This is a genomic window from Paenibacillus sp. J31R109 (assembly GCF_059692055.1).
Genome location: NZ_JCAUAR010000004.1, coordinates 490,367 through 506,272, shown reverse-complemented (window position 1 = coordinate 506,272; position 15,906 = coordinate 490,367). Strand labels below are relative to the sequence as shown.

The 15,906-nt window shown below is 47.8% G+C and carries 10 protein-coding genes; 8 read left to right on the top strand and 2 right to left on the bottom strand.

Annotated features, from left to right (window positions below):
• Positions 1-271: 271 nt before the first annotated feature.
• Both AC58QT_RS15150 and AC58QT_RS15145 read right to left on the bottom strand, forming a co-directional pair.
• Positions 272-1,939 carry an MORN repeat-containing protein gene (locus tag AC58QT_RS15150; protein WP_497409693.1) on the bottom strand — a complete coding sequence of 556 codons (1,668 nt, stop codon included), beginning with the start codon at positions 1,937-1,939 and terminating at the stop codon, positions 272-274.
• 252 nt (positions 1,940-2,191) lie between these two features.
• Positions 2,192-2,578, bottom strand: a complete 387-nt coding sequence (locus AC58QT_RS15145; protein WP_310499586.1) for a DUF4280 domain-containing protein — start codon at positions 2,576-2,578, stop codon at positions 2,192-2,194.
• 253 nt (positions 2,579-2,831) lie between these two features.
• Between AC58QT_RS15145 and AC58QT_RS15140 the strand changes: the two genes are divergently transcribed.
• The 8 genes from AC58QT_RS15140 (at position 2,832) to AC58QT_RS15105 (ending at position 15,878) form a co-directional block, all read left to right on the top strand.
• Positions 2,832-6,101, top strand: a complete 3,270-nt coding sequence (locus AC58QT_RS15140; RefSeq protein WP_497409692.1) for a stalk domain-containing protein — start codon at positions 2,832-2,834, stop codon at positions 6,099-6,101.
• Between the two features lie 16 nt (positions 6,102-6,117).
• The gene (locus AC58QT_RS15135) at positions 6,118-8,886 is read left to right on the top strand and encodes an adenylate/guanylate cyclase domain-containing protein (protein WP_497409691.1); all 2,769 of its coding nucleotides are present in this window, start codon (positions 6,118-6,120) and stop codon (positions 8,884-8,886) included.
• Positions 8,887-8,901: 15 nt separating this feature from the next.
• Positions 8,902-9,405: a GNAT family N-acetyltransferase gene (locus AC58QT_RS15130; RefSeq protein WP_497409690.1), complete on the top strand. Its 504-nt coding sequence runs from the start codon at positions 8,902-8,904 to the stop codon at positions 9,403-9,405.
• Positions 9,406-9,435: 30 nt separating this feature from the next.
• Complete coding sequence (locus AC58QT_RS15125) at positions 9,436-12,495, top strand: HEAT repeat domain-containing protein (RefSeq protein WP_497409689.1); 3,060 nt, start codon at positions 9,436-9,438, stop codon at positions 12,493-12,495.
• Positions 12,496-12,526: 31 nt separating this feature from the next.
• Entirely contained in the window at positions 12,527-12,943 is a 417-nt protein-coding gene (locus AC58QT_RS15120; protein ID WP_497409688.1) for an ATP-binding protein, read from the top strand.
• Positions 12,940-13,275 carry an STAS domain-containing protein gene (locus AC58QT_RS15115; protein ID WP_310499592.1) on the top strand — a complete coding sequence of 112 codons (336 nt, stop codon included), beginning with the start codon at positions 12,940-12,942 and terminating at the stop codon, positions 13,273-13,275. The genes AC58QT_RS15120 and AC58QT_RS15115 overlap by 4 nt, the downstream gene beginning before the upstream one ends.
• 76 nt (positions 13,276-13,351) lie before the next feature.
• On the top strand, positions 13,352-14,782 hold the full coding sequence (locus tag AC58QT_RS15110) for a PP2C family protein-serine/threonine phosphatase (protein WP_497409687.1): 1,431 nt from the start codon (positions 13,352-13,354) through the stop codon (positions 14,780-14,782).
• A 67-nt stretch (positions 14,783-14,849) separates the two neighbouring features.
• Positions 14,850-15,878 (top strand): eCIS core domain-containing protein, encoded by a 1,029-nt coding sequence (locus tag AC58QT_RS15105; RefSeq protein WP_497409686.1) that lies wholly within the window; start codon positions 14,850-14,852, stop codon positions 15,876-15,878.
• Positions 15,879-15,906: the final 28 nt, after the last annotated feature.

The window sequence follows — 15,906 nt, the reverse complement described above, 5'->3', positions numbered from 1 at the left end:
CAGCTGAACAATAACGATATGCAACCATCACTTTATTTCTAGTAAAAATGAGAAAACACGCAAGATAGGACGATGCCATCACCTTATCTTGCGTGGTCTTCCGAGAAGCGGAAACTAAAAAGGAACTTAGCAGGTACCATGTATCAATCCGCTAAGCTCCTTTTTCTTTCACTTATTTACTTTTCACACGTATATATCTGCCTCGTTCTCTCACTAACTTACTTCTGGGACAGCCCTTAGTGTGTTGGCAGCGAGTCGTTCGCTACAAGTCTTACTTTGTGGAGCTCACCTGCAGCAGGTGAGCTTCTTTCGTTGCATTGAAGTGGGTGAGTGTAAATAGATAATCACCTTTAAAGTAACTATTCTTATAGGCGCCAGCACCGGCGCCGACCTCCAGCTCCATCACACTGTAGCCAGCATCGTTTGGCTCAGTCAGCTTTTTGAAGGTCTCGATGGCTGGTTGCAGCAACGCCAATGGCTTCGAGCCCCAAATGCTAAGCGATGTCACGACCGCTTCCTTCGGGTTCGTCTTCGACGGCTCTACCAGCAGCGACAGCTGGTAGGCCGGGTAGCTCAGCAGCAGCTTCACGCCGACTGGCGCTGCTGCGCCCGCATTCGTGCCAGCACCTGCGGCTGGCACAACATCCCCGCCGGCGCCGTCAGCGGCCGGCTCCACACCGGAGGCGTCTGCGACAGCCGCCTCCTGGCCCGCGAGCATGACGCTGTCATCCTGCAGCGTCACTTCCGCCGGTTTGCCCAGCAAGTCTTCGACTTTCTTGCTGGACAAACCGATGAAGTTCGGCAGGCTGATCGCGCCGCCTGCCCAGAAGCTACGCAGCAGCGGCGCGCCGTCTGCGTCAAACAACGTGCCAAGGCCGTCATAGACGCCAGCCTTGAAATCGCCTTTATAGACGAGTTTGCCTAACTCGTCATATGCTTCCCCGGCGCCGGTTAAGGCGCCGCTCTGGAACGCGCCCTTGAGGCGCGGTACGCCTTTTTCATCAAAAGCCACACCTTCTCCGCCATACTGGCCTACAAGGAACTGGCCTTTATATTTCATCATGCCGCTAGGGTAGAACTCCGTGCCATCTCCCGAATAGCTGCCATTTTTAAAGCCGCCTTCGTAAAGGAGAATGCCTTTCGCATCATACAACTTACCAGCCCCGTTATATAGACTAGCCGAGAATTCACCTTCGTATTGAGCAATGCCTCCGGAGGAGAAAAGCTTTCCTGCCCCATTGTACATGCCCCCGTTGAAGCCTCCTTCATAGAGCAAATCACCGCTCGGAGCAAATAATTTGCCGGCACCGCCGAATACCCCGTTTTGAAACTCACCGATGTACACGACTTTCTGTTTCTCATTATATAGCGTACCCGCACCGTTATAGGCATCAGCGGTAAAAGCTCCTTTGTACAGGAGATGCCCTTGCTCATCATAGAGCGTGCCATTTCCGGATTTCAGACCTTTTTCATAATCCCCCTCATACGCGAGAAGGCCATTGGCATGATACAGTTTACCTTTTCCTGAATAAAGACCATCCACCAGATCACCTACGTAGCGTGCTTCTTTTTTGGGATCGACAATTTTGCCATTCCCAGAAAAAGTTGTGAGCTTAGGAGTGTTTTCCTGAAGCACAGGTACACGGTTCAACCATTTATTCACGATCTTAGGTGGGCGAATGAATATGAAGAAAATGAGAACTAGAATGAACAATACGATGAAAATAAGCAGTCTCTTGGAGATGTAGTAGGAGCCGATCAATACGTAGTTTTTCAGAGAGGATTCACGAGTTTGGAGCATCACTCGCATCATTTGTTGAAATTTAATAATCGCTAACTTAGGCAGCCTTCCAACGGTTAAGATGGCTTTCATGATATGTCCGATGAAAGGTGCTACGATAGGCTTCAGCACTTTTTCAATCGTTTTGATCGGCTCCAATACGCTCACTCCTTATTTCATTAGTGTCTCTAGCAAGTGCCCGGTTGCTCCAGCATCCTAGGCATATCTCATGGTTTCTTGTGAGAAAGCTCTCTCACAACTATCCCCTTCGCTCAGTTCCGAAAGCGTCGATTCATCTCCTGAGCCAACGGGATAGTGGCCATAATGAGACTGTCGATTGGAGCAGGGGCACGTTCGCAAAAATCGTGTTATGAAAACATCGTAGTTGCGCCCGGCTTGGATCTTAACTATCTATGGTACCTGAATCGTCATCTGACCAGGCTGCTGTATGGAAATAACGCCGCCCCAATTGCACATACATTTGGAACTGTTATTTAAAGCTGGCATGTTGGCGACAAGAACAGTGGGAGATCCGGGTGCCCAAGGTGCTGCTGTGACAGGGATGCAAGGCATTGGTGTCAATACGCCAAGAGCTGCGGCTGTTGCCGCTGCAACCATAGGATTTGATGGTGAGTTGCACATGCCAAACGGTAAAATATTTACCATGGGCTTATTATCCATGATGTTGGCGATAGGCATCGCGGTCATAACCATATTGGCAGGAAGTACCATTAATGAGCCAGGTGCAGCACCGAACGTGCATTGCAGCATCGCACCGCCGCATACTAGATTCCCCATTGTAGCAGCCCCTTCCTTAAAAAATTATTTCCCGTGCAATATTCGGCAAATTTCGCTTATCTCATTCTTTTATACTACTAGAAAAGGTTATAAGCGGCAATCTAATCCTATCTTCGATTATTTTCGCTATTTTTCCCTAAAGAATGGATGCGAGAGTCGTAGAGATATTGTACTATAAAGAGAGAGAAGTACGTGAGCGGAGGGGTTTATCCTGATTGGTTTAAAAATGGTGAAAATAGGGCTGGCTTGCCTGTTGGCAACATCCTCAATTATGGCTGTAAGCGTGAATGCAGAAGCCGCTGGGGTCAAGGCTTTGACCATGCGGGAGGCTATTGATCAAGGGCTTAAAAAGAATACCCAGCTTCGCGATGCCAGAACGGATGTTCTGAAGAAGCGGATTGAACTAGAGCAAGCTCAGCATACGGTAAACAATGAAGAAGCCAAAGCTTCCGGATTATTCGCCAAGCCTCATAATTTAAGTCAGGATATAAGCACGCGTACGAAGGTGCCAGATGCGAGGTCGCAGTTGTTTATCGCGCAAGAAACATTGCGGCAGCAATCAAATACAGCGCGATATGACATCGAGAAGGGCTATTTAACGGCCTATCAAGACTCTGTGGCGGAGGAGCGTTCTCGTAAGAAATATGAAGAAGCGAGAAAAGCGGTAGATACGGTAAAGACGAAGCGGAAATATGGTCTGTCCGATGCAGCTGAACAAGACAAGGTGGACAAAGCGCTTGAGAAAGCGGCGTCCGATTACAAACAAGCGCAATTGACGGCAAAGTCTAGCCGGTTGGCTCTAGGTAAATTACTTCAGCTTGATTTGGAAAATAGAGTGGATCTCTCCTTCCAGCCTGAGTACGCGGATTTAAATCAAAACAGGCTTCCTACTTACATCGCTATGGGTCAAAAATCGACCATAAGCCTCTCAAGAGATACAGAAACTCGGCGTTTGGCGGATGAAAAGCTGAACACGACTCGCAATTTATATAGCAGTAAATTTGGTCCGGCCCGCATGAGGGTGATGGATGGGTTATTCAAAGAGAAAGAAATGGATATGGAACTGTTTCAAGCGAGCTATGATGAAACGCTTGGACGAGTGAAAGAGGATTGGCAGGGCTTTTTTATGCTACTGGGGTTCATTCCAATTCCCAAGTCATTGCTGCAAGGTGAATTTGATGGACTGCGTTATTTAGATGACCTAACGAATGCGTTGCCTTTAGCGACGATGGAACAGAATAAGGCGCAGCTGCAAGAAGTGGAAAGTCGAAACGCAGTTATTGCGGATATTAGGCAATCCTTTTTAGAGGCGAAGGGAGCCGAAGAGGGCTATGCGCAAGCGCTGCGTGATCGAGATAATGCCCTTGCAAATTTGGCGAAGGCGAACCAAAAGCTCAAGCTAAGCTTAATGAAAGCAGAGGAGCTGCAGCTGTACAAGGATGCGGTTGAGCAAGCGGATCAACAGATTGTGGCTGCACAGATTGCTTATAAAATGGCGCTCGGCAAGCTCGATTTAGGAACAGGCGGAGCTGTGAATCGTACGCTTCGCGAAGGGATACTGCCGTATCGTGATATCGATGATGGCTTGTCGCCAATGAAACCGGAGAAGCCCAAAGCACCTGTGGGTACTTGGAAGTTAAAACCAGCGGTGGGGCAATTGCTTAGCGATTTCAGCATTAGTGTAAGCAAAAAGCTGGGTGCAACGGATTACGCCATTTTTACTAAAGCGGGTAAACGTGTTGGGAAACAGACTAAGATTAATAAGTCTGTTCGTAATTTAACACTGAAATTTAGTCAAATTGATCAGCTGAAGGTCGTGCTTTATAACAAAGGAAAAGTGATTCAAACACTGCCACTGGATGGCAAAGGAAGCACCGGACAGTTGGTTGTTCCAAGCACGGAGGACGGTGCGAGCACAGGTGACGGTAGTGGGACTGTCGGTGACGGTCAGGCAGGAAGCGACGGAAGTACTGGAAACACAGGTACAGACGGGAATTCAGAGAATGCCGGAGAAGGAGAAGGCGCAGGTGGAGAGGAAGGCTTGGGGACGGTTATTATTGGTTCCTATAAAGTAAAGCTGGAAGCCTTAACCCCAGCAGCTTTTCAAGCAGCTACTGCTACGATGGCAACATCTGGACAGGGCATGGTGTATCAATCTGATGCACCTGGTGCTGCTTGGATCGGCATGGACGACGCGTTAGATCCTGAAGCTTTAACTAACCCATCTAGTTCATCTGTCCTATCCCAAAAGGCTGTAGATGCGCTTAAGGTGACGGTTGAAATTAAGGAGCCTGGCACGATTGCATCGTTAGAGACACCTGAGCAGTTGCAAGGCAAGATAGATACGATGAAACAAGACATTGAGAAGCTAGAGGCTGCTAAGAAAGATGCTGTAGCAGCTATGAAGTTGAATGACATCGCGGATATTGCTGTGCAGCTGGAGGATGCGAAAGCCCAGCTAGGCATGCTGGAGGCGCTGCTCAAAGGCGACACCAAAGCCGCACTCGCGCAGATGGCGCTCGTGAACAACCCGGACGCGCTGATCGCAGCGCTGTCCGAGGAAGCATCGCCAGCTGAGCCGGGCGATGGCGGTTCTGGCGGCGAAGGACCCCCCGCCGCCGGGGATCAGGCCAGCGAGGATCAGCTGGCCTCCGAGGCCGAGCTCCAGCAGCAGAAGCTGGAGCAAGCCCTCGCCGCCGGCGAGCCGGAAGCCGCTGCAGCCTTGCTGCAGCAGCTTCTCGCGACGCAGGCGCAGCTGGTAGATGCGCAAGTAGGCGCATCCGAGGGTCTGGCTTCGCTCGAAGCAGCGAAGCAGAAGCTTGAGGCTGCGCTGAGCGCAGCGCAGGCGCAGCAGGACACGGAGCGGGTGGCGACGCTGACCCGCTCGCTCGAAGCCGTCGACGCAGCGAAGCTGTCGACGCAGAAGGCTGCGCTGTTCGCGAAGCTGGACGCGGTACAGGCCTTGCTGGCAGAGCTGCCAGCGGATTCGGCCTTACAAGCGCAGCTGGAACAGCAGGTCGAGAAGCTGCTGGGCGAGCTGCAGCTCCAGGAGAAGACGAAGTACGCGCCTGAGGAGCTGCAAGAACTTGCAGCAGTCGCCGAAAGCTTAGCGAGCATAACATCCATCCCTGCTACGGCTGATTCGGCAGAGATTCCTGTCACGATTCAACCTCTTTCGTCAGAAAACGTGCTTTCTTCCAATATTTCTATCAAATTCACGGCTCCGCCTGTTATAATAAATGGACAAGCCTATTTACCTATACGAGCTGTTTCCGAATCGTTCGGAGCGGCGGTAGATTGGGACCCTGAGAGTTTTACAGTCACCGTGAGTACGGAATATACAACAATTACGAGTTCAATTAACCAAGTTACCGCCTATATGGATGGGCAACCTATCGTGATCGATGGGCCATCCTTGCTGCTAGATGGTAGGACCTATGTGCCATTAAGATTTATTTCCGAGTCTTTAGGCCTGGGTGTTGACTGGAACGCAGCGATGCAAATTATTCAGATTACCAATTAAGAGGAGATTACAAGCGATGAAGAAATCGATTGCGGCATTGCTGCTCGTCTTGCTGCTACTAGGTGCTGCAGGTACTTATCTGGGCACTCATCAAGAGAGCATCCAGCTGTGGCCATGGAAAAAAAGCATGCCTTTCGATGGATTATCGAAGGCCATCTCAGACTCACAAAATAACTTATTCGTCATCGATAACGCCAAAAAAACGATTCATAAATTGAATGCCCAGGGTATTCTCCAGTTCTCCATTACAAGTGATACTGGGAAAAATGGAGAAGTGTATCGGTTTAACGATATGGCCGTTGACGATCAAGGGTATTTGTATACGATTCGTACCTTGTTAGATCCCTATGGGATCGCGGTGAAATCCGAACAGATTGTACGCTACAATCCAAATGGTGAATTTGATCGCAGTTTATTCACACAGGAGTATAGCGATTCACAGAACAAAAGATACCGACTTGGCTCTTTGCGCAATGTACAAGTGCATGAGGGCATGGTGTACTTTTTTAACGATGAAGTGAAGAAATTATCCTTGTATGAAACACCCACAGGGAATAGTTCTACAACAGAGCCTAAGCTTATGTATACGATTGCGCTTCCTGAGAACAAGTACGTATCCGAAGCTGATGGATTTAAGTTAGGGAGCATCTATTATTCCACACGCAGTGGTGAGATTTATCGTGCTATGAGTGATGGCCGCTCCGAGTTAATCTATCCGCTTCCCGGGGTAGATCGCACACGACGCAATTTCCCAGAAAGCTTGCACTTGGATAATCAGGGACGGCTCATTTTTATAGATTTTAATTCACGTATGATTACAAGGCTTGATCCGCAACAACCTTATGTATTAGAGGCACTTGTTGACGATGAGAAGGCCAAGGCAAGTGGTGCAGAGCTTGCTTTTGACACGACTGCTAGCAGTATTGGTCCGGATGGCAGCCTCATTATCGTAGAGTCTGCTCAAATCAATCGCCGACTGCCTGATGGTACGATCACACCTGCACTTATTGAAGCGGAGTTTAGTCGGTCTGCTCAAAACCATGCAATTCTGGTCTGGTCGATTGCTGTAGTCTTCATTTTGCTGGTGCTGTATGCAATTAGAATTGTGTTTGTTCACCTGTTTAAGAGACGCTTGCCGCTTATGATGAAGCAAGTTTTCATTTTAATACCGGTCGTAGCTGTCGCCATGATTCTTCTCTCTACCGTTATTTACAACAGTTTCTCGAAGAAAATGGAAGAAGAGACGTTCAGTGAGCTGATATTGCTTGCCAAGAATGGTCAAAATCTGGTGGATGGAGATAAGTTGGAAAGCCTCACCTCTCCTCTGGATTATCGAAGCGCGATTTATCAGTCGTTCCGCAAGAAGATACAATCTGTCTTCGAGAATAATGCGACGGATGATAACCAAGGATTTTACAAGGCTGTATACAAATATGAAGATGGCGTCATTTATCGTATTTTGGAAGACGATGATGGTATGCATATGTTTAATCCATTCCAGCAAACACCAGAGAATCAACAGGTTGTACTCGAAGGTAAGCCAGCAACAGGCCAATGGGAGGATTTCTCTGGAGAATGGCGCTATGCCATTGCACCAATTTTCAACTCAGCGGGTAAAATTGTCGGTGTTTTTGAAACAAGTAAGAATTTAGATGGATTGCTAAAGCATCGCCAATCGGTCCTAAATTCGATTATTCGCAATATTGCTCTTATCTCGGTTGGTTTACTGCTGGTGCTTGTGCTAATGACGTATGTTCTTCTCTCTTCCATTCGCAAGCTGCGCAATAGCGTTGGTGAAATTGCCAAAGGAAATTGGGATACAGTTGTCCAAATCAATTCACGGGATGAGGTGTCGGACCTGGGCGACAGCGTCAATACGATGGCTGCTCGGATTCGAGATTACATCACCAAGGTTGAGAATTTCAGTCAGTCCTATTATCGATTCGTTCCACAACAGTTCTTGCGTTTCTTGAACAAAGAAAGCATTCTAGATGTCGAGCTTGGGGATCAAGTAGAACAGAACATGTCGATTTTGATTTTTAACATTCGAGGATTTTACCAAATATCCAAAAAGCTGTCGCCAGAAGAAAATTTTAATTTCGTTAATTCCTTCCTCAAACGATTTGGTCCGTATGTCCGCAAGCACGAAGGGCTTATGAATAAATATTTGGGGGCAGGATTTATGGCTCTTTTCCCCAATCAAGCTGATGAAGCGCTGCTCGCTTGTGTGGAGATGAGGAAGGAGCTAGATACATACAACGCGCATAGATTAAAAGTGGGGTATTCGCCGATTGATTTCGGTATCGGTTTACATAAGGGGCCTCTTCGTCTTGGTATTATTGGAGAGGAACAACGATTGGAAGGAAATGTAATTTCCGATGGTGTAAACTTAGCGACCATGTTAGAGAAAATGACGGATCCGTTAGGATCATCCATTCTGATCACGGATTCCGTGATTAAGTCCTTGGTTAAGTCTTCTGACTTCCTCTATCGCGATCTTGGTTTGATACAAGTAGATGGTGTGAAAGAGCCACTTCACTTGTTTGATGTTTATCAAGGTGATGCAGATACGATACGCGCTTTGAAAGAGAAGACGAAAGCCTTGTTCGAGCAAGCGGTTATGTACTATCAGGTCGGACGTTTCTATGACGCTCGTGAAGCTTTCCTAATGGTTATTAAGCAAAATCGTCAAGACAAAGCAGCGCAATTGTATTTCTACATGTGTGATGAATACTTCCAACATGGTACGACAGGTGAATGGAATGGAACACTATCGGTTTCATAAAGAGGAGATTGTGACATGCAAGTGAGTCATTTGACTGTACATGAATTAACAACGGAGCAGGATGCTTTACGCATTACTGATTTCTATTTATCGCCAGTATCGTTTGATGATCAGCATCATACCCCAGGCGAACTGGAGCATTTTCGACATGCGCCGAAGCTAAGCTTAACCCAGCGCAATCACCGGCATTGGTTTATTGAAAATGAAGATGGTGAAATCATCGCGGTAACGAGCTGCAAAGAGAATGAACATCAGTCAGGCGGATTCTTGTGGGATTACTTGGCTGTGCATCGTGAATATCGTAGACATGGATTTGCGAAGGTGTTATTTCAAGCATTAGAGACGTTTGCCCGTGCCGCACAGGGGCGTTACATTTTAACCTACACCTGTGATTTGCCCGAATATATCCCCATTCAAAAGATGTTCAGAGCCAATGGCTTCGAATTAATTGGTACGTATCCAAATTATTACTATGAAGGTGAAGCTAGATTGGCCTTCTACAAACCACTGTCCCCTTGACAGATAGACTAATAGATTGGACCTGATGAGATGCAAGGAACCTTAAGAGGGTGGATAGGGCTGCGCACGGAAGACAGTCGTAAGCTTTGGATGATGCTGCCGATCTTTTACTTTAGCGGCATTGCAGAATCCTTGAATTACACGGCATTCATGGCACTTTTTAATCAGCGCTTCGGTGTGCAATATTTGCCCTATATTTATATGGTGGAAGCCGCTATTATGCCGCTGGAAGGCTGGCTCCTAGCCAAGCTGGCGAACCGTCTGCCAAAGGCCAAGATGATGAGTACACTATACGTCATCCTGATGGGACTGCTCTTCCTGAATGGTGCCGTATTGCTTGGATTTAAGCTCGGCGGCATTGACTATCGCTATTACTATCCGATTCTATTCCTCACTTCAAATTTTGTCGTGAGACAACTTACTTTACTCCTATGGAGTACTGCTTTCGACTTGTGTCCTACCCAACAGGCGAAACGACTTATGCCAGTGTTCATCGCTGCGACAACGACGGGGGGAATTACAGCAGGCTTACTCGCCCACCAGCTAGGGAAACTTCTAGGTACGGAAGCGGTGTATGCACTAGCCCCTATACTCATGGTGTTCGGTTTTGTCTTTTTCCGTCGAGCGCTTATGCGATATTTAGTCCCGTTAACCTTGAAGGAAGACAAGCGACTGAATAAAGCGCAGTTGGTCTCGAGCGCAGAGGAAGAGAAGCAGCAGTCCTCCGGCTACTATGCGAAGCAAATGCTGAAAAGTCCTTTTCTGCTATGTGCCGTTGCACTCATGACACTGATGCCCGCCGTTTATTTTATGATGGAGTATCAATACTTCACAGCTGCGGAGTCTAAGTTCTCTAACGAAGGGGATTTAACCTCATTCTATGGCTTAATTACGGCCATTCAGTTTACGTTCTGTTTGTTATTACAAACGGTATCAACGCGCTTAATGAACTGGTTAGGCGCCAGTAATATGCTATTAGGCATCACGCTGCTCTTCTTTGGCGGTTTTGGACTTACTGCCCTATTCATGAATCAATCGCTTGGCTTAGTGATGGTTTCGGGGTCATATGCGGTTTTCTATATTTTGTTGTATTACATTGCAGAGCCTTGTTATCAGCTTTTCTTCAAAATGATGCCGATGACCAAACGGGATGGCTACCGTTATTTCGCACAAGGGGTTGCTGCTTCTGGCGGTATACTCATTGGTTCGCTTTTTTCCGTGCTGCATTCGTTCGGTCTCCTTCAATTGTCGCCTCTTGCCTGGCTTGGTGTCGTGATCGCAGGAATATTGGTCGTTGTAGCTTGGTTCGGTAGAAATCTGTATATTCGGGAATTGGTTAAAAGCGTACAATCTTTGCATGGTGATTTATCGGAGATTGCCAGCTCTTTTATCGGGGGCATTCGCAGTTCCAAGGCTTTATCGGGGATTCTGGCCTATTTGAAGCATCCCAATGATTACGTACGGGAGCTAGCCTTAGAAATTATCGGTAAAGCGAAAGACTCGGCATTCCTGCCTCATTTGATCCAAATGATCGGAGAAGAGAGCTCGCGGATTCGCATTGCGGTATTACGTGCGATGAACTTGCAGGGGGCGACGATTCAGGACCTCGTGCAGGTCGCTTCTTTTTTGGAAGATGAGGATCCAGAGGTTAGGGCTGAATGTGTGAAGTTAATTTCGAAAGCTTCTCATTTGAGAAGCCAATCTCATTTCTTTATCCGAGTGAAGCTGCTAGATCATCACCCGAAAGTGGTACATGAAGGCGTCAAAGCCTTGTATGCTCTGGAAAGTGAAGAGAGCTTTGCGGCCTGTGATGAAGCGATTATCAAAATGCTGGATACCGGTGGAGAATGGGCTGTCTATGGCTGCCATACCGTAGCCGATCTGAAGCTGGATACGTATGCAGCTTGGGTCATGTCCTTACTCGATGAGGAACGTCCTGCTGTGAAAGTGGCAGCTGCGCATTGTCTAGGTAAGCTTCAACACGTCGAAAGCATTCCAGTCATGCTAGGGATGGTATCCATGGCAGATCAGGAGCTGCGCAAAGCCATTCTGCAAGCCTTCGTGGATATGGGCAAGAAAGCATTGCCTACACTACTTGAGTACAGTCACCATCCGAATCCTTTTATATGGAATGCCATAGTCACAACGCTCGCTGAGCTGTTGGAGGAAGACAAATTGCGTTCCTTGCTGGTGGAACTTTGCGTACAGCGACTGCAAGCATCGACACAAGAACGAGTGCTGCCGATTGCGCTCGAGGAGCTTGGTCTCATGGGGCTTGCTGAACTAGCGAAGGAGCGCTGTGGTGAGCTGCATGATGCGCTTATAGACGGGGCCTGGTCAGTCATGGCTAAGCTCGTTGATGAACGGATTATTATGACGCTGCGTGAAGCCATTCAAGATGCGAATGTTGAACTCCGTGAGAATGGTTTAGAAGTTCTTGCAGAAGGACTCGGCGATCGCAAATTGGCCTATGCATTATTAGACCAATTGAAACAAGAAGGCGTAGCAGTTGTCATGGAGGAATTACAGCCGCTGGTGCTGCTTCAAGAGGCTACAACATGGGCAGACAGCTGGCTGAAGGATATTGCTATCTACGCACTAAGTGCATTGGAGCGTGCAGATATGAAGGAAGAACGTAAGTTTTTAACGATGCTGGATAAAGTGATCTTTTTGAAGCAAGTCAGCTTATTCGCAGACTTGTCCGTTGATGAGTTAGGTTTAATTGCGGGAATTGCAACAGAAGAAGTTCATGAGGATCTAACCTATTTATTGCGGCGGGGAGAACCCAATGCGGCCATGTATCTTCTCATTGAGGGCCATGTGGAATTAAGTAATGAGACGGGAGTCGGCGAGACTGCGACGATTGGCGTTTTGGGACCTAAGCAAGCAGTAGGCGAAACAACGGCCTTAGACGGTTCGCCATCGTCTGTTACGGCACAAGCGATATTTGATGAGGTACGCGTCCTCACTTTGCAAGGAGAGAGTTTGTCTCGGTTAGTGAGACTGTATCCGGAGATCGGGATCGGGATGCTTCACGCTTCAAGTGCAAGAGTACGATTGCTGGAAAACATGCTTTTGAAAATGTCGTAGGAGTGATTGTGTGAGTAAGGAGTCCATCGTATTGAGCAACGATTTACAAGAGCTAGAACGTCTAGCAGCCTTTATTCAAGGCTTAGCAGGGACCCTCGGTATGGATGAGAAGTCCCTGTTTCAAATCAATTTGGTCTGCGATGAGCTTGTAACAAACATTATTCTATACGGCTACCCTTCTGGGTCAAATGGGATGCATACGATTCGTCTTGATGTTGGGCCAACCCCAGACGGTTGGGAGCTGTGTCTGATGGATCGTGGGATTCCTTTTAATCCATTGTTAAAAGCGACCCCTCGTACCGATTTAAGCATCGAGGAACGCGGGATCGGTGGGCTGGGTATCCATTTCGTCAGGCAGGTGATGGACGAGCTTCATTATGAACGTTTGAATGAGGAGAATGTACTGCTAATGAGAAAAAATCGAATCCAAGAGGAGGGTGTTTCATGAACATTACCGAGCAGCAGCAAGGTGATATTATGCTAGTTAGCTTACAGGGCAGATTGGATGGCAATACATCCGCAAGTTTGGAATCTGCTTTTGCCAAGTTAGTTGAGCAAGGCAACGGTAAATTCGTATTTAATCTGCAAGGGCTGGAGTATGTTAGCAGTGCAGGCTTAAGAAGCTTGCTATCGGCTGCTAAGATGGTCAAAGTCATTCAAGGCAAGCTTGCCCTAGCGCGTATGAACGAGCATGTCAAAGAAGTTTTTGATATGTCGGGTTTTAGCAGCATTTTTAAACTGTATGAGACAGAAGATGAAGCTGTTAATGCCATTAAATAATGAGTTGTGCGGTGCTCCACAGAATCGGAATCGTTAAGCTGACTAATGGATGGAATCGGGAAGGAGGCTGAGCTGGATGGAAGTTATACTAGGCATGTTGTGTTTTCTGGCTGTCATCCAGTGGCAGCAAGCGAATCGCAAACGTCAAGCAGCAGAGCTGGAGCTTCAGCGGACGATGCAGCTTTTTGATGTGAGCCTGGAAGTGAACTCAACGATTCGCAAACAAGATCTATTAGTCAAAATCATGGAAACCTCATCCCGAATTATGAATGCGGAGGCATCCTCCGTAATTCTAGTTGATGAGGAAAAGGGCGAGCTGTTTTTCGACCTTGCGCTTGGTGAAAAAGGGGACGAGGTGCGTGAAATCCGCCTCAAAATCGGCGAAGGCATTGCAGGCTGGGTCGCGCAGACTGGGAAGTCGGTCAAGATTGACGATGCGGCTGGGGATGAGCGCTGGTCGTCGAAGGTCGCCAAGCGTGTCGATTATCCTACACGTAATATGCTCTGTGTTCCACTTGTCAGCAAAGGGAAGATCATTGGCGTGTTGCAGGTTCTGAACAAACGGGGCGATGACCCTTTCACGGATCGTGATTTGCAGCTACTAGAATCCATTGCTTCACCCACGGCGGCTTCGCTCGAAAATGCTATGCTGTACGATGCTTTGGAGAAGTCTATACATGCATTGAAAGTAACGACGGCAGCGAAGGAACGCATGGAGAGTGAACTGCGGATCGCAACCGATATTCAGATGGGTTTTCTTCCACGAAAGAATTTAAGCTTGCAATGTGGTGGGAATCTGGATGCTGAGATTGATATTGGAGGCAATAGCATGCTTCTTCATGCCCAGGCGGAGGCGCAGGCGATTATTCGTCCAGCGCGTGAAGTCGGCGGTGACTTTTATGATTATTTTCGCATCGATGAGAATCGCATATTCTTTGTGCTTGGCGATGTATCTGACAAAGGGATCCCAGCCGCTCTATTCATGGCGGTGACGATGACGCTGCTCAAAGGTAAAATGTCCGCGGACTTGACGCCAGGTGATCTGCTAACGGCTGTCAATCAAGAGCTCTATAAGGATGACTCCACGATGTTTGCGACGATTTTCTGTGGCGTATTGAACGTGGCGACAGGACAGCTTCTCTATAGTGACGGAGGCCATTGTCCGCCATACATCGTGAGGGCTGGCGGTGAGGTGGAGCTTTTGAAAGGGAAAAAGGGACTCCCACTTGGCGTTATGGACGACATGGTGTATATGGATAACGAGGTGACGCTAGATCTAGGAGATCGCATCATTGTGTATACAGATGGCATTACGGAGGCGGAAGACCGACTGCAACATCAATATGGCTTTGCCCGACTCCAAGATGTATTGGTGAGGGAACAAGGCAGTAAGCCTGAACATTTGCTTGGTCAAATGGTGATGGATGTGGATCTATTCGCAGATGGCGCTGTCCAATCGGATGATATTGCCGTGCTCATTATTGATCGCAATCCGATCAAAGAGTAAACTCCGCTGAAAAGCGTTGTGATAAAGTTTCATGTTTCCATTAAAAGCTCGCTAGGAGGGTTATGCCATGCAAAAATCCCATATTAACCGGCAACCAGATTCTTCTTTGCATACGAATCAAAAAAACAATAAAACAAATTCTTCCGTATCTTCCGATCTGATGAATATTCAACGATCTATCGGCAATCGCGCTGTTGGCAATATGTTGACGATTCAAACGAAAATGACCGTTGGTCCAGCCGGGGATGCATATGAGCAAGAAGCTGATCAGATGGGCAAACAAGCGGCTGACCATATTGCTGCTTCTGAGAGTAGTGGAGCTTCTAAGCCAGATGTTCAACGCTCAGAAGGCGGCGAGTCGGAGGATGAGGAGCTGCAGATGAAGCCATCATCGGAGTCGATTCAACGCTCAGAAGGCGGCGAGTCGGAGGATGAGGAGCTGCAGATGAAGCCATCATCGGAGTCGATTCAACGCTCAGAAGGCGGCGAATCGGAGGATGAGGAGCTGCAGATGAAGCCATCATCGGAGTCGATCCAACGCTCAGAAGGCGGCGAGTCAGAGGACGAGGAGTTGCAGATGAAGCCATCATCGGAGTCGATTCAGCGCTCAGAGGGCGGCGAGTCGGAGGATGAGGAGCTGCAGATGAAGCCATCATCGGAGTCAATCCAACGCTCAGAAGGCGGCGAGTCAGAGGATGAGGAGCTGCAGATGAAGCCATCATCGGAGTCGATTCAGCGCTCAGAGGGCGGCGAGTCGGAGGATGAAGAACTGCAGATGAAGCCATCATCGGAAGGTGGTTTTGAAGCGGATGCAGGGATTGAATCGCAGATTAAAGCGAAGCAAGGCAGCGGCAGCAAAATGGATGCAAGTATTCAAGCGAAGATGGAATCGGCTTTTAATGCAGATTTTAGCAACGTAAATATACATAATGATTCAGAGTCATCCAAGATTAATCGATCCATAGGGGCAGAGGCTTTTGCTACTGGGAATGATGTTTTTTTCAGAGAAGGTCGATACAACCCAGACACACGTGAGGGGCAAGAATTGTTAGGTCACGAATTAACTCATGTTGTTCAACAACGAGGCGGCAAGTAAATCAAAGAAGTAAGATTAAATAACGTGA